Origin of the sequence: Burkholderia pyrrocinia, assembly GCF_003330765.1 — a bacterium.
In the GTDB taxonomy this organism is placed as follows: Bacteria; Pseudomonadota; Gammaproteobacteria; order Burkholderiales; family Burkholderiaceae; genus Burkholderia; species Burkholderia pyrrocinia_B.
This window is the reverse complement of sequence record NZ_CP024902.1, coordinates 2,126,375-2,144,812: the sequence shown is the minus strand read 5'-3', so window position 1 is coordinate 2,144,812 and position 18,438 is coordinate 2,126,375. Positions and strand designations below refer to the sequence as shown.

General features: G+C 68.1%; 17 protein-coding genes. 13 read left to right on the top strand and 4 right to left on the bottom strand.

Going from position 1 to position 18,438, the window contains the following annotated elements; genetic code table 11:
* Positions 1-47 precede the first annotated feature (47 nt).
* From CUJ89_RS10325 to CUJ89_RS10305, 5 genes are all read left to right on the top strand, one after another.
* Positions 48-1,376, top strand: a complete 1,329-nt coding sequence (locus CUJ89_RS10325) for a homoserine dehydrogenase (protein ID WP_114177243.1) — start codon at positions 48-50, stop codon at positions 1,374-1,376.
* A gap of 8 nt (positions 1,377-1,384) precedes the next feature.
* Positions 1,385-2,836, top strand: a complete 1,452-nt coding sequence (gene thrC / locus CUJ89_RS10320; protein WP_114177242.1) for a threonine synthase — start codon at positions 1,385-1,387, stop codon at positions 2,834-2,836.
* Positions 2,837-3,111: 275 nt separating this feature from the next.
* Positions 3,112-4,359 carry a gephyrin-like molybdotransferase Glp gene (gene glp / locus CUJ89_RS10315; protein ID WP_114177241.1) on the top strand — a complete coding sequence of 416 codons (1,248 nt, stop codon included), beginning with the start codon at positions 3,112-3,114 and terminating at the stop codon, positions 4,357-4,359.
* Positions 4,360-4,378: 19 nt separating this feature from the next.
* Positions 4,379-4,636, top strand: a complete 258-nt coding sequence (moaD, locus tag CUJ89_RS10310; protein ID WP_031403202.1) for a molybdopterin converting factor subunit 1 — start codon at positions 4,379-4,381, stop codon at positions 4,634-4,636.
* 10 nt (positions 4,637-4,646) lie between these two features.
* Positions 4,647-5,123 carry a molybdenum cofactor biosynthesis protein MoaE gene (locus CUJ89_RS10305; protein WP_114177240.1) on the top strand — a complete coding sequence of 159 codons (477 nt, stop codon included), beginning with the start codon at positions 4,647-4,649 and terminating at the stop codon, positions 5,121-5,123.
* Positions 5,124-5,181: 58 nt separating this feature from the next.
* On the opposite strand, the gene CUJ89_RS10300 is transcribed toward CUJ89_RS10305, so the two are convergent.
* A complete protein-coding gene (locus CUJ89_RS10300; RefSeq protein WP_114177239.1) occupies positions 5,182-5,742 on the bottom strand; it encodes a group III truncated hemoglobin in 561 nt (186 codons plus the stop codon).
* A 253-nt stretch (positions 5,743-5,995) separates the two neighbouring features.
* Here CUJ89_RS10300 and CUJ89_RS10295 point away from each other — a divergent pair, with 253 nt between their 5' ends.
* Together CUJ89_RS10295 and clpB are read left to right on the top strand one after the other, a co-directional pair.
* Positions 5,996-6,514, top strand: a complete 519-nt coding sequence (locus CUJ89_RS10295) for an Rrf2 family transcriptional regulator (protein WP_114177238.1) — start codon at positions 5,996-5,998, stop codon at positions 6,512-6,514.
* Positions 6,515-6,671: 157 nt separating this feature from the next.
* Positions 6,672-9,269, top strand: coding sequence for an ATP-dependent chaperone ClpB (clpB, locus tag CUJ89_RS10290; RefSeq protein WP_114177237.1), 2,598 nt, complete (start codon positions 6,672-6,674; stop codon positions 9,267-9,269).
* Between the two features lie 112 nt (positions 9,270-9,381).
* Here clpB and CUJ89_RS10285 read toward each other — a convergent pair whose 3' ends face one another.
* Both CUJ89_RS10285 and CUJ89_RS10280 read right to left on the bottom strand, forming a co-directional pair.
* Complete coding sequence (locus tag CUJ89_RS10285; protein WP_114177236.1) at positions 9,382-9,819, bottom strand: YidB family protein; 438 nt, start codon at positions 9,817-9,819, stop codon at positions 9,382-9,384.
* Between the two features lie 88 nt (positions 9,820-9,907).
* Positions 9,908-10,510, bottom strand: a complete 603-nt coding sequence (locus CUJ89_RS10280) for a ComEA family DNA-binding protein (protein WP_114177235.1) — start codon at positions 10,508-10,510, stop codon at positions 9,908-9,910.
* Between the two features lie 275 nt (positions 10,511-10,785).
* Here CUJ89_RS10280 and CUJ89_RS10275 point away from each other — a divergent pair, with 275 nt between their 5' ends.
* Both CUJ89_RS10275 and CUJ89_RS10270 read left to right on the top strand, forming a co-directional pair.
* Entirely contained in the window at positions 10,786-11,247 is a 462-nt protein-coding gene (locus tag CUJ89_RS10275) for a MerR family transcriptional regulator (RefSeq protein WP_114177234.1), read from the top strand.
* The gene (locus CUJ89_RS10270) at positions 11,231-11,674 is read left to right on the top strand and encodes a carboxymuconolactone decarboxylase family protein (RefSeq protein WP_114177233.1); all 444 of its coding nucleotides are present in this window, start codon (positions 11,231-11,233) and stop codon (positions 11,672-11,674) included. Before CUJ89_RS10275 ends, CUJ89_RS10270 begins: the two co-directional genes overlap by 17 nt.
* Before the next feature lie 19 nt (positions 11,675-11,693).
* Here CUJ89_RS10270 and CUJ89_RS10265 read toward each other — a convergent pair whose 3' ends face one another.
* Positions 11,694-13,610 (bottom strand): sigma-54-dependent Fis family transcriptional regulator, encoded by a 1,917-nt coding sequence (locus tag CUJ89_RS10265; protein WP_114177232.1) that lies wholly within the window; start codon positions 13,608-13,610, stop codon positions 11,694-11,696.
* A gap of 537 nt (positions 13,611-14,147) precedes the next feature.
* Between CUJ89_RS10265 and CUJ89_RS10260 the strand changes: the two genes are divergently transcribed.
* The 4 genes from CUJ89_RS10260 (at position 14,148) to CUJ89_RS10245 (ending at position 18,437) form a co-directional block, all read left to right on the top strand.
* Positions 14,148-15,206: an ATP-NAD kinase family protein gene (locus tag CUJ89_RS10260; RefSeq protein WP_114177231.1), complete on the top strand. Its 1,059-nt coding sequence runs from the start codon at positions 14,148-14,150 to the stop codon at positions 15,204-15,206.
* 68 nt (positions 15,207-15,274) lie between these two features.
* Positions 15,275-16,258: a thiamine pyrophosphate-dependent dehydrogenase E1 component subunit alpha gene (locus tag CUJ89_RS10255; protein ID WP_114177230.1), complete on the top strand. Its 984-nt coding sequence runs from the start codon at positions 15,275-15,277 to the stop codon at positions 16,256-16,258.
* Positions 16,259-16,312: 54 nt separating this feature from the next.
* Entirely contained in the window at positions 16,313-17,317 is a 1,005-nt protein-coding gene (locus CUJ89_RS10250; RefSeq protein WP_114177229.1) for an alpha-ketoacid dehydrogenase subunit beta, read from the top strand.
* Between the two features lie 4 nt (positions 17,318-17,321).
* Positions 17,322-18,437 carry an acetoin dehydrogenase dihydrolipoyllysine-residue acetyltransferase subunit gene (locus CUJ89_RS10245; protein WP_114177228.1) on the top strand — a complete coding sequence of 372 codons (1,116 nt, stop codon included), beginning with the start codon at positions 17,322-17,324 and terminating at the stop codon, positions 18,435-18,437.
* Position 18,438: the final 1 nt, after the last annotated feature.

The window sequence follows — 18,438 nt, the reverse complement described above, 5'->3', positions numbered from 1 at the left end:
AAGGCCACGCCGGACTAACCCCTTTTTACTCATCGATCACACGCAGCATGGAACCGATCAAAGTTGGCCTGTTGGGCTTCGGCACGGTGGGCAGCGGCACCTTCACGGTGCTGCGCCGCAACCAGGAAGAAATCAAGCGACGCGCGGGGCGCGGCATCGAGGTGACGCGCATTGCCGTGCGCAACCCGGCCAAGGCGCAGGCTGCGCTCGGCGGCGACGCCGGCACCGCGCAGATCACCGACGATTTCAATTCGGTCGTCGACGATCCGTCGATCGCGATCATTGCCGAGATGATCGGCGGCACGGGCATTGCGCGCGAGCTCGTGCTGCGCGCGATTGCGAACGGCAAGCACGTCGTGACGGCGAACAAGGCGCTGCTCGCGGTGCACGGCACCGAGATCTTCTCGGCCGCACGCGAGCAGGGCGTGATGGTCGCGTTCGAAGCGGCCGTCGCCGGCGGCATCCCGATCATCAAGGCGCTGCGCGAAGGCCTGACCGCGAACCGCATCCAGTACATCGCGGGCATCATCAACGGCACGACCAACTACATCCTGTCGGAAATGCGCGACCGCGGGCTCGACTTCGCGACCGCGCTGAAGGCTGCGCAGGAGCTCGGCTACGCGGAAGCCGATCCGACCTTCGACATCGAAGGCGTCGACGCCGCGCACAAGGCGACGATCATGAGCGCGATCGCGTTCGGCGTGCCGGTGCAGTTCGACCGCGCGTACGTCGAGGGTATCAGCAAGCTCGACGCGACCGACATCCGCTATGCGGAAGAGCTCGGCTACCGGATCAAGCTGCTCGGCATCACGCGCCGCGCCGAAAACGGCATCGAACTGCGCGTGCACCCGACGCTGATCCCGGAGAAGCGCCTGCTCGCGAACGTCGAAGGCGCGATGAACGCGGTCGTCGTGCATGGCGACGCGGTCGGCACGACGCTGTACTACGGCAAGGGTGCGGGCGCGGAGCCGACCGCATCGGCGGTCGTCGCGGATCTCGTCGACGTCACGCGCCTGCATACGGCCGACCCCGAGCATCGCGTGCCGCACCTCGCGTTCCAGCCCGACAGCCTGTCGAACACGCCGATTTTGCCGATCGAGGAAGTCACGAGCGGCTACTACCTGCGCCTGCGGGTGGCCGACCAGACGGGCGTGCTCGCCGCCATCACGCGCATCCTCGCCGAATCGGGCATCTCGATCGACGCGCTGCTGCAGAAGGAGTCGGAACAGGTCGACGACGCGAACGGCGAAACCGACATCATCCTGATCACGCACGAAACGATCGAGAAGAACGTCAATGCGGCGATCGCGCAAATCGAGAGCCTCGCGACGGTCGTCTCGAATGTGACGAAGCTGCGCATGGAAGCGCTGAACTGAAGGCTGATATGAACTACATCTCCACGCGCGGCGCCGGCATCGGCGAGCGCCACACGTTCTCCGACATCCTGCTCGGCGGTCTCGCGAAGGACGGCGGGCTCTACCTGCCGGCCGAGTATCCGAAGGTTTCCGCCGACGAGCTCGCGCGCTGGCGCACGCTGCCGTACGCGGATCTCGCGTTCGAGATCCTGGCGAAGTTCTGCGACGACGTGCCGGCCGACGACCTGCGCGCGATCACGCGCCGCACGTACACGGCCGACGTGTACAGCAACACGCGCCACGGCGAGAGCGCGTCCGACATCACGCCGCTGAGGACGCTCGGCACCGAGAACGGCGCGCCGCTGTCGCTGCTCGAACTGTCGAACGGCCCGACGCTCGCGTTCAAGGACATGGCGATGCAGTTGCTCGGCAACCTGTTCGAGTACACGCTCGCGAAGCACGGCGAGGCGCTGAACATTCTCGGTGCGACGTCGGGCGACACGGGCAGCGCGGCCGAATACGCGATGCGCGGCAAGGTCGGCGTGCGCGTGTTCATGCTGTCGCCGCACCAGAAGATGAGCGCGTTCCAGACGGCCCAGATGTTCAGCCTGCAGGATCCGAACATCTTCAACCTCGCGGTCGAAGGCGTGTTCGACGACTGCCAGGACATCGTGAAGGCCGTGTCGAACGATCACGCGTACAAGGCGCAGCAGAAGATCGGCACGGTCAACTCGATCAACTGGGCGCGCGTCGTCGCGCAGGTCGTGTACTACTTCAAGGGTTATTTCGCGGCGACGCAGTCCAACGACGAGCGCGTGTCGTTCACGGTGCCGTCGGGCAACTTCGGCAACGTCTGCGCGGGCCACATCGCGCGGATGATGGGGCTGCCGATCGCGAAGCTGGTGGTCGCGACCAACGAGAACGACGTGCTCGACGAGTTCTTCCGCACGGGCGCGTATCGCGTGCGCAGTGCCGAGAACACGTATCACACGAGCAGCCCGAGCATGGACATCTCGAAGGCGTCCAACTTCGAGCGCTTCGTGTTCGACCTGCTCGGCCGCGATCCGGCACGCGTGATGCAGTTGTTCCGCGACGTCGAGGAGAAGGGCGGCTTCGATCTCGCGGCGAGCGGCGATTTCGCGCGCGTCGCCGAGTTCGGTTTCGTGTCGGGCCGCAGCAGCCACACGGACCGCATCGCGACGATCCGCGACGTGTTCTCGCGCTACAACACGACGATCGATACGCATACGGCCGACGGCCTGAAGGTCGCGCGCGAGCATCTCGACGCGGGCGTGCCGATGGTCGTGCTCGAGACCGCCCAGCCGATCAAGTTCGGCGAGACGATCCGCGAAGCGCTCGATCGCGAGCCCGAGCGGCCGGCCGCATTCGACGGGATCGAGGCGCTGCCGCAGCGCTTCGAGGTCGTGAAGGCCGACGCGCAGCAAGTGAAGGACTTCATCGCCGCACATACGGGCGCATGACGCACGGCCGGGCCGCGGGCCCGGCTGCGCAGCGCGGCCGGAATGCCGATTCGTCGAACGGATCGGGGTTCCGGCCGTTTCGTTTGGTGGCGCGGTGCTGCGGTGCGCAGGTGTTCGACACCCCGCCGCGCGCCTGCCGCGGCCCCTCGCATGCAACAAGTGCCAGAGCCGCGCGTGCGCGCCGATCACAGTTTTCGCATGTCCGCCATATCGCGCGCCCGTGCGACGGCGTCGCTACAATGGAGTATTGAATCCAACGATCCCCGATTCCATCGATGCCGAACCCGAATCCCGCGGCGCCGCGCGCGCCGATGCTGTCGACTGCCGAGGCGCTCGCCGCGCTGCTCGAAGCCGCGAAGCCGCTGCCCGGCGCCGAAACCGTCGCCACGCTCGATGCGCTGGGCCGCGTGCTGGCGGCCGACGTGAGTTCGCCGCTCGACGTGCCGCCGATGCATACGAGCGCGATGGACGGCTATGCGGTGCGCGTCGCCGACCTGCTGCACGGCGAGCGGCGTTTGCCGGTGTCGCAGCGCATTCCGGCCGGCCATCCGGCCGCGCCGCTCACGGCCGGCACGGCCGCGCGGATCTTCACTGGCGCGACGGTGCCGCCTGGCGCCGACGCCGTCGTGATGCAGGAGCAGGCATCGGCCGACGGCGACGCGGTCGAGATCCTGCACACGCCGAAGGCCGGTGAATGGATCACCGCGCAGGGCGCGGACATCCGGCAAGGTTCGGTGATCCTGCCGGCCGGCACGCGGCTCACGCCGCAGGCGCTCGGTCTTGCCGCATCGGTTGGCTGCGCGCAACTGTCGGTCGCACGGCGGATTCGCGTCGCGGTGTTCTTCACCGGCGACGAACTGACGATGCCGGGCGAGCCGCTGAGGCCCGGCGCGATCTACAACTCGAACCGCTTCACGCTGCGCGGGCTGCTGGAGCGGCTCGGCTGCCACGTGACCGACTACGGGATCGTGCCCGACTCGCTCGCCGCGACGCGCGACACGCTGCGCGAGGCCGCGCGAGATCACGACGTGATCCTGACGAGCGGCGGCGTGTCGGTCGGCGACGAGGATCACGTGAAGCCGGCCGTCGAGGCCGAAGGGCGGCTCGCGCTGTGGCAGATCGCGATGAAGCCGGGCAAGCCGCTCGCCTACGGCGCGGTGCGCCGCGGCGACGATCGCCCCGCTGCGCATTTCATCGGATTGCCCGGCAACCCTGTATCGAGCTTCGTCACGTTCCTGCTGTTCGTGCGGCCGTTCCTGCTGCGCCTGTCCGGCGTGCGCGACGTCACGCCGCGTGCGCTGTCGCTGCGCGCCGACTTTTCGCAAAGCAAGGGCGATCGGCGCAACGAATTCCTGCGCGCGCGCGTCAACGCGGCCGGCGGCCTCGATCTGTTCCCGAACCAGAGCTCGGCGGTGCTGACGTCGACGGTCTGGGGCGACGGCCTGATCGACAATCCGCCGCAGCACGCGATCAGCGCGGGCGAGACCGTGCGTTTCATTCCGTTTTCCGAATTGCTGTCGTAACGCGACGGCTTCCCGAACCATGAAGATTCAGCTGAAATTTTTTGCAAGCGTGCGAGAGGCACTGGGCGTCGCCGACGAGCAGGCCGACGTGCCGGACGGCGTGACGACCGTCGGCGACGTGCGCGCGTGGCTGCGCGTGCGCGGCGGTGCGTGGGCCGAGACACTCGCCGAAGGGCGTGCGCTGCGTATGGCATGCAACCACGAGATGACCGATCCCGACACGCGGCTCACCGAGGGCTGCGAGGTCGCGTTCTTTCCGCCGGTGACGGGCGGGTGAGAGGCTTGTGATGGCAACGGTACGAGTCCAGGCCGACGACTTCGATCTGAACGCCGAAGTGGTGGCATTGCGCGCGCGCAACCCGAAGATCGGCGCGATCGCGTGTTTCGTCGGCACGGTGCGCGATCTGAACGAAGGCGATTCGGTCGCCGCGATGGAGCTCGAGCACTATCCGGGGATGACCGAGAAGGCGCTCGAGAAGATCGCCGCCGAGGCCGGCCGGCGCTGGCCGGGCATCGACGTTGCGATCGTGCATCGCGTCGGCAGGCTGCATCCGCTCGACCAGATCGTGATGGTGGCGACGGTCGCCGCACATCGCGGCGATGCGTTCGCGTCGTGCGAGTTCGTGATGGACTATTTGAAGACCGAAGCGCCGTTCTGGAAGAAGGAAACGACGCCGGACGGCGAGCGCTGGGTCGACGCCCGCACGACCGACGATGCCGCGCTCGCGCGCTGGGGCGTCGAATCGGGCAACACGCCGCGCTGATTGCGGCGTCCGGGCTGCGGCCATGTGCCGCAGGTGCGCAATCGCCGCGGGTCGCGCGCTATGCGTCCGGATCGGTGCTGCGCCCGATGATCTTCGTCGGAAACGGCTCGCCGCGGGCACGCGACGGCAACGCGTGCGGATCGTCGCCCACGTCGCGGCGGCGCGGCGCGATGGCATCGAGCAGCGCCTGCTGCTCGGGCGGAATCTGATAATCCCAGCCGAACCGGCTTAACTGCAGGCTCTGCGCGATCCGCAGCGCGGGTTCCATGAAGCGGATCGCAGCGGGCGGCGCGTAGCGCGTCTCGACGGTCTTCAGGAACAGCGACAGCCAGCGGCTGAAATGGGCCGGCTCGATCCCGTCGAGCGGTTGGTGCGCCTGCTGCACGTTGCCGCGATAGCCCTTGGTGCCGAGCACGAGGCTCGACCAGAAGGTGACCATCTTCGGCAGGTGGTCGTCCCAGCGACCGGCCAGCTTCGCGTCGAACACGGGGCCGAGCAGCGGATCGGCGCGCACGCGGTCATAGAACGCGTAGACGAGATCGCGGATGTTGTCTTCGGTCGGCTCGGCATCGCGAGGGCGGGCCGGTGCGGTATCGGGCGAGGCGGGCAGGGCAGTCATGGCAAAAAGGGCCGGGAGATCGGGGCAGCGATGGAGCGGCGGCGCGGGCAACGTGCAGGACGCCGGCCGGATTTTGACGCAAAATAGCGTCCACCAACCCCTGAAAAACGTGTAGATGTCACGCATCTTATTGTGTGCGCGCCATCCCGGCAACCCGGGGCCGCTGAACGGGGCCATCAGGCCGGCCCGGCGCGCGTCCCGATCGGCTCGGCTCACGTAATCGGGGCACGATCGATATTTTCCGTATTCGCCCATGAGACTCACCGACTACACCGACTATTCGCTGCGCGTGATGCTGTACCTTGCCGTGCGCGGCGAGGGGCTCGCGACGATCCAGGAGATCTCGGATGCCTACGGCATCTCGAAGAACCATCTGATGAAAGTCGTGCAGCAGCTCGGCGAGCTCGGATGGGTCGACACGGTTCGCGGCCGCCATGGCGGGCTGCGGCTTTTCCCCGAATCGCTGCAACTGACGGTCGGCCAGGTCGTGCGCGCGACCGAGAGCGACTTCGCGCTGGTCGGCTGCTTTTCGGCCGACGGCGGCGAGTCGCGCGGCTGCGTGATCGAGCCGCAGTGCCGCCTGAAGGGCGTGCTGGCGGCCGCGCGCGATGCGTTCTTCGCCGAACTCGACCGTCACACGCTCGGCGAGCTGGCCGAACCCGCGTCGCCGCTCGTGGCGTTGCTCGGCATCCGTCCGGTCGCGCTCGTGCGTGCCGCGCCATCACCGGACGCAGCGCCTGCGCCCGTCGAGCCGCCGCCGACGGCCGGCTGACACGCGGGCGCCGCGTTCCGCGATCCGCCAGCGGCCCGCCCTCGGGCCGCTTCAGAGATATCCAGCGATTTTTGCGCTGAATCAACCCGAATTTCGCTTGAAAGCCGCATAACCATCCTCATCTTGGTGTTAATCGAAAATTGGAGGTCTCGACTAAATGAGAATCGACAAGCTCACCACCAAGTTCCAGGAAGCACTCGCGGACGCGCAAAGCCTCGCGGCAGGCCGCGACAATCAATACATCGAACCCGTTCACGTACTGGCGGCGCTGGTCGCGCAGCAGGACGGCTCCGCCCGCTCGCTGATGTCGCGCGCGGGCGTTCACGTGCAGGCGCTGCAAGGCGCGCTGAACGAAGCGATCTCGCGCCTGCCGCAAGTGACGGGCACGAGCGGTGACATCCAGATCGGCCGTGAGTTGGCCGGGCTGCTGAACCAGGCCGACAAGGAAGCGCAGAAGCTCAATGACACGTTCATCGCGAGCGAGATGTTCCTGCTCGCCGCGTCCGACGACAAGGGCGACGCCGGCAAGCTGGCGCGTCAGCACGGCCTCACGCGCAAGGCGCTCGAAGCCGCGATCGCCGCGGTGCGCGGCGGCTCGCAGGTGCACAGCCAGGACGCGGAAAGCCAGCGCGAGGCGCTGAAGAAATACACGGTCGACCTGACCGAGCGCGCCCGTGCGGGCAAGCTCGATCCGGTGATCGGCCGCGACGACGAAATCCGCCGCTCGATCCAGATCCTGCAGCGCCGCACGAAGAACAACCCGGTGCTGATCGGCGAGCCGGGCGTCGGCAAGACCGCGATCGTCGAAGGGCTCGCGCAGCGGATCGTCAACGGCGAGGTGCCCGAGACGCTGAAGGGCAAGCGCGTGTTGTCGCTCGACATGGCCGCGCTGCTCGCGGGCGCGAAGTACCGCGGCGAGTTCGAGGAGCGCCTGAAGGCCGTGCTCAGCGACATCGCGAAGGACGAAGGCCAGACGATCGTCTTCATCGACGAAATCCATACGATGGTCGGCGCGGGCAAGGCCGAAGGCGCGATGGATGCGGGCAACATGCTGAAGCCGGCGCTGTCGCGCGGCGAGCTGCATTGCATCGGCGCGACCACGCTCGACGAATACCGCAAGTACATCGAGAAGGATGCCGCGCTCGAGCGCCGCTTCCAGAAGGTGCTCGTCGACGAGCCGAGCGTCGAGGCGACCATCGCGATCCTGCGCGGGCTGCAGGAGAAGTACGAACTGCACCACGGCGTCGACATTACCGACCCGGCGATCGTCGCCGCGGCCGAGCTGTCGCACCGCTACATCACCGACCGTTTCCTGCCCGACAAGGCAATCGACCTGATCGACGAGGCCGCTTCGAAGATCAAGATGGAAATCGATTCGAAGCCCGAAGAGATGGACAAGCTCGACCGTCGGCTGATCCAGCTGAAGATCGAGCGCGAAGCCGTGAAGAAGGAGCAGGACGAAGCGTCGCAGAAGCGCCTGCAACTGATCGAGGAGGAGATCGACCGCCTCGGCCGCGAGTATGCGGATCTCGACGAGATCTGGACCGCCGAGAAGGCCGCGGTGCAAGGCAGCGCGCAGCTCAAGGAAGAGATCGAGAAGGTGCGTGCGGACATCGCGCGGCTGCAGCGTGACGGCAAGCTGGAGAAGGTCGCCGAGCTGCAGTACGGCAAGCTGCCGCAGCTCGAGGCGCAACTGAAGCAGGTCACGCAGGCCGAAGAGCTGGAGCAGCACAACCCGACGCGTCCGCGCCTGCTGCGCACGCAGGTCGGCGCCGAGGAAATCGCGGAAGTCGTGTCGCGTTCGACCGGCATTCCCGTGTCGCGGATGATGCAGGGCGAACGCGAGAAGCTGCTGCACATCGAGGAGAAGCTGCACGAGCGCGTGGTCGGCCAGCACGAGGCGATCAGCGCGGTGGCCGACGCGATCCGCCGTTCGCGCGCGGGTCTCGCCGATCCGAACCGTCCGTACGGCTCGTTCCTGTTCCTCGGCCCGACGGGTGTCGGCAAGACCGAGCTGTGCAAGGCGCTGGCGTCGTTCCTGTTCGATTCGGAAGAACACCTGATCCGCATCGACATGAGCGAGTTCATGGAGAAGCACAGCGTCGCGCGGCTGATCGGCGCGCCGCCGGGCTATGTCGGCTACGAGGAAGGCGGCTACCTGACGGAAGCCGTGCGCCGCAAGCCGTACAGCGTGATCCTGCTCGACGAGATCGAGAAGGCGCATCCGGACGTGTTCAACGTGCTGCTGCAGGTGCTCGACGACGGCCGCATGACGGACGGGCAGGGGCGCACGGTCGACTTCAAGAACACGGTGATCGTGATGACGTCGAACCTCGGCTCGCAGGTGATCCAGGCCTTGACGGGCGCGCCGCAGGACGAGATCAAGGACGCGGTGTGGCTCGAGGTGAAGCAGCATTTCCGCCCCGAGTTCCTGAACCGGATCGACGACGTCGTCGTGTTCCATGCGCTCGACCGCAGCAACATCGAGTCGATCGCGAAGATCCAGCTGGCGCGCCTGCACGAACGGCTCGCGAAGCTCGACATGGCGCTCGACGTGTCGGAAGCGGCGCTCGAGCAGATCGCGAAGGTCGGTTACGATCCGCTGTTCGGCGCGCGGCCGTTGAAGCGCGCGATCCAGCAGGAGATCGAGAACCCGGTCGCGAAGCTCATCCTCGCGGGCCGCTTCGGTCCGAAGGACGTGATTCCGGTCGACCTCAACGACGGCAAGTTCGTGTTCGACCGCGTCGTGCATTGATCGCAGGCCTTCGGCCGCCCGCCCGGTTCGCGCCGGGCGCGCAAAAAAACACCCCGCCTCGGCGGGGTGTTTGCTTATGGCGCGGCCGAATTGGCCGCTGCGCGGTGCGCGCTCAGCCCTGCTTGTTGCCGCCGAACATGCCCGCGATCTGCGAGAGCGAGCCGAGCACGCTCGACGTGTCGACCTGGGCCTGGCCATCGGCCGGCACTGCACCGTCCGGCGTCGCGTGGTTGACGACGTGCGGCAACACCTGGGCGAGGACGGTCGAGGCCATCGACGGATCGACGCCGAACTTGCTCGCCAGCGCGCCGATCGCGTCCGAGCCGAGCACGTTCTGCAGCGCATCGGGCGAGATCGGCTGGTTCTGGCCGGTGCCGACCCACGAGCCGATGACGTCGCCGGCGCCGCCGGCCTTGAACTTCTCGATCAGGCCGTTCAGCCCGCCCGGCTGGTTGTTGATGAATTCGAGTGCGGTCGTGATCAGCGCGCTTTGCGAGTTGCCGCCGGCCTGGCCGCCGATCAGACCGCCAACGATGTCGAGGAGACCCATGATTCTTCACCTTTACCGATAAGGGCGCCACGATAAGGGCGCCCGTTGAACGAATGCCGCGCGCACGCCGTCGCGCGCGCGGCGCACATCAGGCGCCCGACGCCGCGGCGGCGGAGGCTGCCTTGTCCTTCTTGCTCTTCTTCGAACCCTTCGTCGCCTTTGCGGACGAAGCTGCGGCCGGTGCGCTCGCACCCGCTTCTGCGGACGCCGACGCGGCAGCCGCTGCCTTTTCCTTCTTCGATGCCCGCTTGCTCTTCGTCGGCTTCGCCGCCGCTTCCGGCGCGCTGGCAGCCGGGGCCGGCGCCGTCGTGCCGGCCGTCGCGGTCGTGGACGTCGACGCGGTGCCTGCCGACGTCGTCGCCGACGTGCCGGCCGTCGCGGTCGCGGCCGGCTTCGACAGCTTCACGCCCTTCGGCGGCGTCGACGCGCCGCCGACCGTCAGGCCATTCTCCTCAAGATGTCCGACCGATTTCGTGCCGAGTCCCTTCACGCGGCTTGCAAGATCGTCGGCGTCCTTGAACGGGCCGTTCTTGATGCGTTCGTCGATGATCGCCTTCGACTTCACGGGCCCGAGACCCTTCACGGATTCGAGCGCGGCCTGGTCAGCCGTGTTGACTTCGACGGCCGCGGCAAGGCCTGCGGCGAGCGACAGCGATAGCGCGACGAACAGCATCAGCAGCTTTTTCAGCATGGCAAAGGCTCCCTGGTTCTGACGGATGAATGGCTGTTGCAACGGACGGCGGGGCGAGACCCGGCCGGGCATCGCCGTTAAGCATAGGACAAATGCGTGCCCTTTTTAAGACAGGCTGACCGAATCTTGCTGAAGGCTTGCATTGCTGTAAAGGCCGAAACCCGTGTCAGGCAGCGATTTTGACCATTCTTTACGGTGTCGCGGGGTGTCGCCGCGCTGGCTGTTCGACAGGGCTTGACTTAGAGTGAACTCTAACTCCTAACCTTGAGCCTGCCATGTCGAAAACCGTATCCAAACCTTCCGCCGCCGGTCCGCTGACGATCGGGCAAGTCGCCGAGTTGACGGGCGTGTCGACGCATACGTTGCGGTATTACGAGCAGGCCGGCCTGCTGCGCGCGATTTCGCGCACGGCGGCCGGGCACCGGCTCTATGCACCGGCCGACCTTGACTGGCTGGCCTTCGTGATGCGCCTGAAGGCGACCGGCATGCCGATCGCGCAGATGCAGGCGTTCGCGGCGCTGCGTGCGCAAGGCGAGCCGACGTTCGGTGCGCGGCGCAGGTTGCTGGTCGCGCATCGCGACGCGGTGCGCGTGCATATCGCGGAGCTGCAGGCGAGCCTCGACGCGATCGGCGACAAGATCGCGTACTACGAGGCGCAGGAGCGCGAAACGGAACGACGGGCAAATCCTTCTCACTCTGCATCGGAACAGGACGGACACCATGGAACGACTCGTTGAAGACCGCTATACGCGCGGCTGGAACAAACTGAAGGAAATCGACGGCGAAGTGGGCGAACGCGTGATCGCGGCGCTCGCGCCGATTGCGCCGGACTTCGGGCGGCTCCTGGTCGAGTTCAGCTTCGGCGACATCTACAGCCGGCCGCAGCTCGACCTGAAAGCGCGCGAGATCGCGACGATCGCGGCGCTGGCCGCGCTCGGCAACGCGCAGCCGCAGTTGAAGGTGCATATCGAGGCCGCGCTGAACGTCGGCTGCACGCGCGACGAGATCGTCGAGGTGTTCATGCAGATGGCCGTCTACGCGGGTTTCCCGGCCGCCCTCAACGCACTGTTCGCCGCGCACGAGGTATTCGTACGGCGCGACGAAGCGGGCGTTGAGGCCGGTGAGGCCGGGAAGGCGAGCGAAGCGGTCGCGCAGGCCGCATGATGGCGGCCGCGCCGGCGCGTCACGCGCGGTGCGGTGCGACGATCCGGTGTTTCGCGATGCGCCGGTACAGCGTCGCGCGCGAAATGCCGAGCGCCTGCGCGGCCGCGTCGGGCCGCCAGCGGTGCGCGGTGAGCGCCGCGACGATGCGGCCGCGTTCGTCGTCGGGCAGCGCGCCGGCCGGGTCGGCGCCGAACTGCGCGGCGATGCCGGCCGGCAGGTCGCGATGCGTTACCCGCGCTGCGTCGCACACCGCGCATGCGTAGCGCAGCACGTTGCGCAGTTGCCGCACGTTGCCGGGCCACGGATAGGCGGCGAGTTGTTCGGCGAGCGTCGCGTCGAGCGTGAGCACGTGGCCCGTCGCCTGCGCCTCCTCGGCGAACACGGCGGCAATCACGTCGCGCACGTCCGCGCGCTCGCGCAGCGGCGGCAGTTCGAACGTTGCGCCGCTCAGCCGGTAGTACAGATCCTCGCGGAACGTGCCGTCGGCAACCATCCGCGCGAGATCGCGGTGCGTCGCGCAGATCACGTCGAGATCGACGCGCACGGGCGTGTCGCTGCCGAGCGGCACGACCTCGCCGTCGGCGAGTACGCGCAACAGGCGCGTCTGCAGCGCGAGCGGCATGTCGCCGATTTCGTCGAGAAACAGCGTGCCGCCGTCGGCGAGCGCGATCTTGCCGCGCGCACCGTGCTTGCGCGCGCCGGTGAACGCACCGGCTGCGTAGCCGAACAGTTCGCTCTCGATCAGCGCTTCCGGTAGCGCGCCGCAGTTGACGGCGACGAACGCCCGCGCGCGCCGCGCACCGGCATCGTGGATCGCGCGCGCGAACACCTCCTTCCCCGCACCGGTTTCGCCGAGCACGAGAATCGGCAGGCGCTTGCTCGCGACACGCAGCGCGAGCTCGGCCTGTTGTGCGATGTGGGTGTCGCTGCTGTGCAGGAACGGCGTCAGCGCGCCGACGTGGCGTTGCGCGGTGCCCGGGCGGCGCGATGCCGTGCCGGGTTCGCGGCCGGCGCGCCGCAGCGGCGCACGCAGCCGCGCATAGAGCGGTGCGCCGGTCGCGCGCAGCCGCAGCGCGACGATCGCGTCGAGCCGCGCGGCATCGCGCAGCGGCATCTCGGTCGCATCGAAGATCTCGTCGATATGGCGCGGTTCGCGCAGCGCCGGTAGCGCATCGCGCGCCTGCCGGTTCGCGGCGACGATGTTGCCGCATTCGTCGAACGCGATCAGCCATTCGGGTTGCGCTTCGACGTAGTGACGGTTCGGATGCCCGAACAATATCCAGTGCTGCGCGGTGCTGTGCACGAAGTAGCCGTCCTCGATCAGTGCCGCGCTCTGCCGCACGAGCTGGTAGACGAGGCGCTGGCTGTCGCGGCCGTCGGGCGAATGGACAGCCGACGCGTCGAGCACGCCGATCAGTTCGCCGCCCGGCGAGAAGATCGGCGCCGCGCTGCAGGTGAGCGTCGTGAAGGCCGCGCGGAAGTGATCGGTCTTGTGCACGGTGATCGCCGCGAGATCGGTCAGCACGCTCGCGACACCGCAGGTGCCTTCCTCGCTTTCGGACCAGCACGAGCCGATGTGCAGCCCCGCATGGCGGAAGTCGTTGCGGCGCTCGCGGTCGATCCGGTAGTCGATCGTCACGCCGTGCGCGTCGGTCAGCATCACGCAGTAATCGGCGACGCGGATCATGTCGTGCAGCCGCGTCAGGCACTGGCCCGACGCGCGCAGGAAGGCCTCCTCCTTGTCGCGCACTTCGCGCAGCTCGGCCGCGGTCAGCACGCGCGGGCCGATCGACGAAGCGGGGTCGAGACAGTAGCGCTCCAGCGACCGTTGCCACGACGACACGAGGCGCGCGGAATCGGCCGGCGCGGGCAGGCGTCCGGCGAGCGCGCCGAGCACGCGGTCGGCGTGCTGGGCCTGGGGGACGGCGTAGGGCATGGTCGGCTCCGGTTCCGTACGGCGGGGAATTCGATGTTCTTGTAGCACATCCGGTCCGGCGGATCACATTGCATCGCAGCACGCGGCCCGCGTGAGACGTTCGTCTCACCGGTATCCCGGCTCGTCTCGCGCGTTTGAGACACGCAAACGCGTGGCACGCGGCAGTCGTCCGGCATGACGCGGCATGCGCCGCGCCGCGATACCGCAGGGTTTGCGGGCAGCGCGTCGCGCTTGCGCAGGCGTCGCGACGATCGCGTCGTTGCACCGACGGCGTGAGACGGACGGGCAGATTCGCCGCGCGCTGCGTCGTCACGGTAGCGAATCCGGAACCCGGGCGTGCCTGTCGCGCCAGCATGCGCGCGGGTTTTGCGGTCATCGCATGCATGATGGCACGCCGCTTGCAGAGATCACGGGCAAGTCCGGCGCGGTCGCGTCGGCGACGACGATCCGCAGCCCGTCGATGGCAGCGGACGAAACAGGCAGGACCGAAGCGGGCGCCAATGCGCCAGTCCCGGTCCACTGGATGGAGACAAACCCGTGACGACGCCCGTTACTGTCGGTGTGATTGCGAACCCCGCATCGGGGCGCGACATCCGCCGCCTCACGACGCATGCATCCGTGTTCCCGACGGCGGAGAAGGCGAACATGGTCGTGCGCCTCCTGGCCGGTCTCGGCGCGATGGGTGTCGAGCGCGTGCTGACGCTGCGCGACCGGGCGGGCATCGCGACGCTGCTGCTGCGCGCGCTCGACACGCATCGCGCGGTCGCGCCGCACGAGCGCTGGCCCGCAGTCGAATTCGTCGACCTGCCGATCACCGATACCGTTGCCGACACCCAGGCCGGCGCCGCGTACCTGCACCGGATGGAGGTCGCGCTGATCGTCGTGCTCGGCGGCGACGGCACCCATCGCGCTGTTGCCGCGCATTGCGGCGCGACGCCGCTCGTCGCGCTGTCCACCGGCACCAACAACGCGTTTCCCGAACATCGCGAAGCAACCGTCGCAGGCGTCGCGGCGGGACTCGCCGCGACCGGTGCCGTGCCGGCCGAGGTTGCGTTCACGCGCAACAAGCGGCTCGTCGTGCGCTGCGTGGCGGGTGTGCAGCCGGGGCGCGAAGAGATCGCGCTCGTCGACGTGTGCGCGGCGCGACAGCGCTTCATCGGCGCCCGCGCGATTTCGGGATCCGACGATATCGACTCGCTCTACCTGACGTTCGCGGAACCGGACGGTATCGGCCTGTCTGCGCTCGGCGGCGCGTGGGCGCCGCTCGAACGCAGCGCGCCGCACGGGCTTGCGATGCGCTTCGCGGCCGAAGGCAAGACGGCCGGCACGCCGCTGATCGCGCCCATCGCGCCGGGCCGCGTCGATCGCGTCGTGATGCGCAGTTGCGAGCGGCTCGAGCCGGATGCGTGGCAGGCGATTCCGTTCGAGCGCGGCACGCTCGCGTTCGATGGAGAACGCGAGATCGAGGTCGCGCGCGGCGATCGCTACGAGATTTCGCTCGACTGGCGCGGGCCGCTGACGGTCGACGTCGGCCGCACGCTGCGCTACGCGGCTTCGCGGCAACTGCTGCGCGATGCCGATGCGTGGCGCGGGTGAACGCCAAAGTCCGTCGCCGCGGCACGGCCGCGGCGACATTCGCAGTCAGACCTACCCAGGAGACACACATGACCGTTTCGACACAGCTCAGCAGGGACAAGCTGCTGGACGCCTACCGGCTGATGCGCACGATCCGCGAATTCGAGGAGCGCCTGCACGTCGAGTTCGCGACCGGCGAAATCCCCGGCTTCGTTCACCTGTATGCGGGCGAGGAGGCGTCCGCGGTCGGCACGATACTGCACCTCGGCCTCGACGACTACGTCGCGACCACGCACCGCGGCCACGGCCATTGCATCGCGAAGGGCGTCGACGTGCATGGGATGATGGCCGAGATCTACGGCAAGAAGACGGGCGTCTGCCACGGCAAGGGCGGCTCGATGCACATCGCCGACCTGTCGATGGGGATGCTCGGCGCAAACGGGATCGTCGGCGCGGGCGGCCCGCTCGTGTGCGGCGCGGCGCTCGCGGCGAAGCACCGGAAGACGGGCGGCGTCGGCGTGTGCTTCTTCGGCGACGGCGCGTCGAACCAGGGCGTGATCTTCGAATCGATGAACCTCGCGTCGGTGTGGCGGCTCCCCGCGATCTTCGTGGCCGAGAACAACGGCTATGCGGAAGCGACGTCGTCGAGCTGGTCGGTCGCGACCGACAACATCGCCGATCGCGCGAACGGGTTCGGGATGCCGGGCGTGATCGTCGACGGCTTCGACTTCTTCGCGGTGCACGAAGCGCTCGGCGAGGCCGTCGAGCGTGCGCGCAACGGCGGCGGCCCGACGCTCGTCGAGGTGAAGCTCACGCGCTATTTCGGTCATTTCGAAGGCGATGCGCAAACCTACCGCGCGCCCGGCGAGGTGCAGAGGCTGCGCGACGAGAAGGATTGCCTGAAGCATTTCGAGACGCGCGTCGTGCGCGCCGAAGCGCTGACGACCGACGATCTGCGCGCGGTCGACGCACAGGTCAAGACGCTGATCGACGACGCGGTCGCGCAGGCGAAAGCCGCGCCGGTGCCCGACGCAGCCGACCTGCTGACCGACGTCTACGTGTCGTACCCGTGAGCGCGGCCTGATACCGCAGCCGGCACGGCGAACCGAACATTCCAGGAGACAGACATGGCAAGGAAGATCACTTATTCGCAAGCGATCAACGAGGCGCTCGCGCAGGAAATGGCGCGCGACGACAGCGTGATCGTGATGGGCGAGGACAATGCGGGCGGCGCGGGCGCGCCGGGCGAGGACGACGCGTGGGGCGGCGTGCTCGGCGTGACGAAGGGGCTGTTCCACAAGTTTCCGGGCCGCGTGCTCGATACGCCGCTGTCCGAAGGCGGCTACATCGGCGCGGCGGTCGGCGCGGCCGCGTGCGGGATGCGGCCCGTCGCGGAGCTGATGTTCATCGATTTCATGGGCGTGTGCTTCGACCAGATCTTCAACCAGGCCGCGAAATTCCGCTACATGTTCGGCGGCAAGGCCGTGACGCCGGTCGTGATCCGAGCGATGTACGGCGCCGGGCTGCGCGCGGCTGCGCAGCATTCGCAGATGCTCACGTCGCTGTTCACGCACATCCCGGGGCTGAAGGTCGTGTGTCCGTCGACGCCGTACGACGCGAAGGGGCTGCTGATCCAGGCGATCCGCGACAACGATCCCGTGATCTTCCTCGAACACAAGCTGCTCTATACGCGCGAGGGCGACGTGCCAGAGGAGTCCTATGCGATTCCGTTCGGCGAGGCGAACGTCATGCGCGACGGCGACGACGCGACGATCGTCACGTATGGCCGGATGGTGCATCTCGCGATGGATGCGGCCGCGAAGCTCGCGAAGGACGGCATCCAGGTCGACGTGATCGACCTGCGCACGACATCGCCGCTCGACGAGGAGACGATCCTCGAAAGCGCGGCGCGCACCGGGCGCGTGGTGGTCGTCGACGAAGCGAACCCGCGCTGCTCGATTGCGACCGACATCGCCGCGCTCGTCGCGCAGCGCGCGTTCCGAACGCTTAAGGCGCCGATCGAGCTCGTGACGGCGCCGCATACGCCCGCACCGTTCGCGAGCGTGCTGGAAGAACTGTACATCCCATCCGCCGATGCGATTGCGCAGGCGGTCCTGAAGACGAGGAGCTGACACGATGTCGATTCACATGATCACGATGCCCAAGTGGGGGCTGTCGATGGAGCAGGGGCAGGTCAACGGCTGGCTGAAGGCGATCGGCGAACGCGTGACGAAGGGCGACGAAGTGCTCGACGTCGAGACCGACAAGATCTCGTCGGGCGTCGAATGCGCGTTCGACGGCACGCTGCGCCGGCAGGTCGCGCAGGAGGGCGAAACGCTGCCGGTCGGCGCGCTGCTCGGCGTCGTCGCGGCCGCGGACGCGAGCGATGCCGACATCGATGCGGCAATCGCCGATTTCCAGCGCGATTTCGTGCCGAGCGCGGCATCCGACGAAGCCGCGGGCCCGCAGCCCGAGAAGGCGCAGATCGGCGGCCGCACGGTGCGCTTCCTGAGGCTCGGCGATGGATCGGGCACGCCCGCCGTGCTGATCCACGGCTTCGGCGGCGATCTGAACAACTGGCTGTTCAATCACGCGGACCTCGCTGCGCACCGCCCCGTGTGGGCGCTCGACTTGCCCGGTCATGGCGAATCGGGCAAGGCGGTCGAGACGGGCAGCCTCGACGAACTGGCCGACGCGGTGCTCGCGCTGCTCGATGCGCAGCACATCGACCGCGCGCACCTGATCGGCCATTCGATGGGCGGCGCGGTCGCGATGGCGGCGGCCGAGCGCGCACCGCAACGCGTCGCGTCGCTGACGTTGATCGCGAGCGCGGGGCTCGGTGCCGACATCAACCGCGCCTACATCGACGGCTTCGTCGCCGGCAACAGCCGCAACACGCTGAAGCCGCACCTCGGCGCGCTGTTCGCGGACAACGCGCTCGTGACGCGGCAACTCGTCGAGGATCTCGTCAAGTACAAGCGGCTCGAAGGCGTGCAGGCCGCGCTGGAGAAGATCGCGAACGCCGCGTTCGACGGCGCGGCGCAACGGCGTGTGTTCCGCGACCGGCTCGCGTCGCTTGCGCCGCGCACGCTCGTGATCTGGGGCGAACGCGACCAGGTGATTCCCGCGCAGCACGCGCAGGGCTTGCCGGGCGGTGTGCGTGCCGAGGTGATCGCCGGCAGCGGGCACATGGTGCAGATGGAGGCGGCCGCCGACGTGAACCGCCTGATCGTCGCGTTTCTCGGAGACTGAC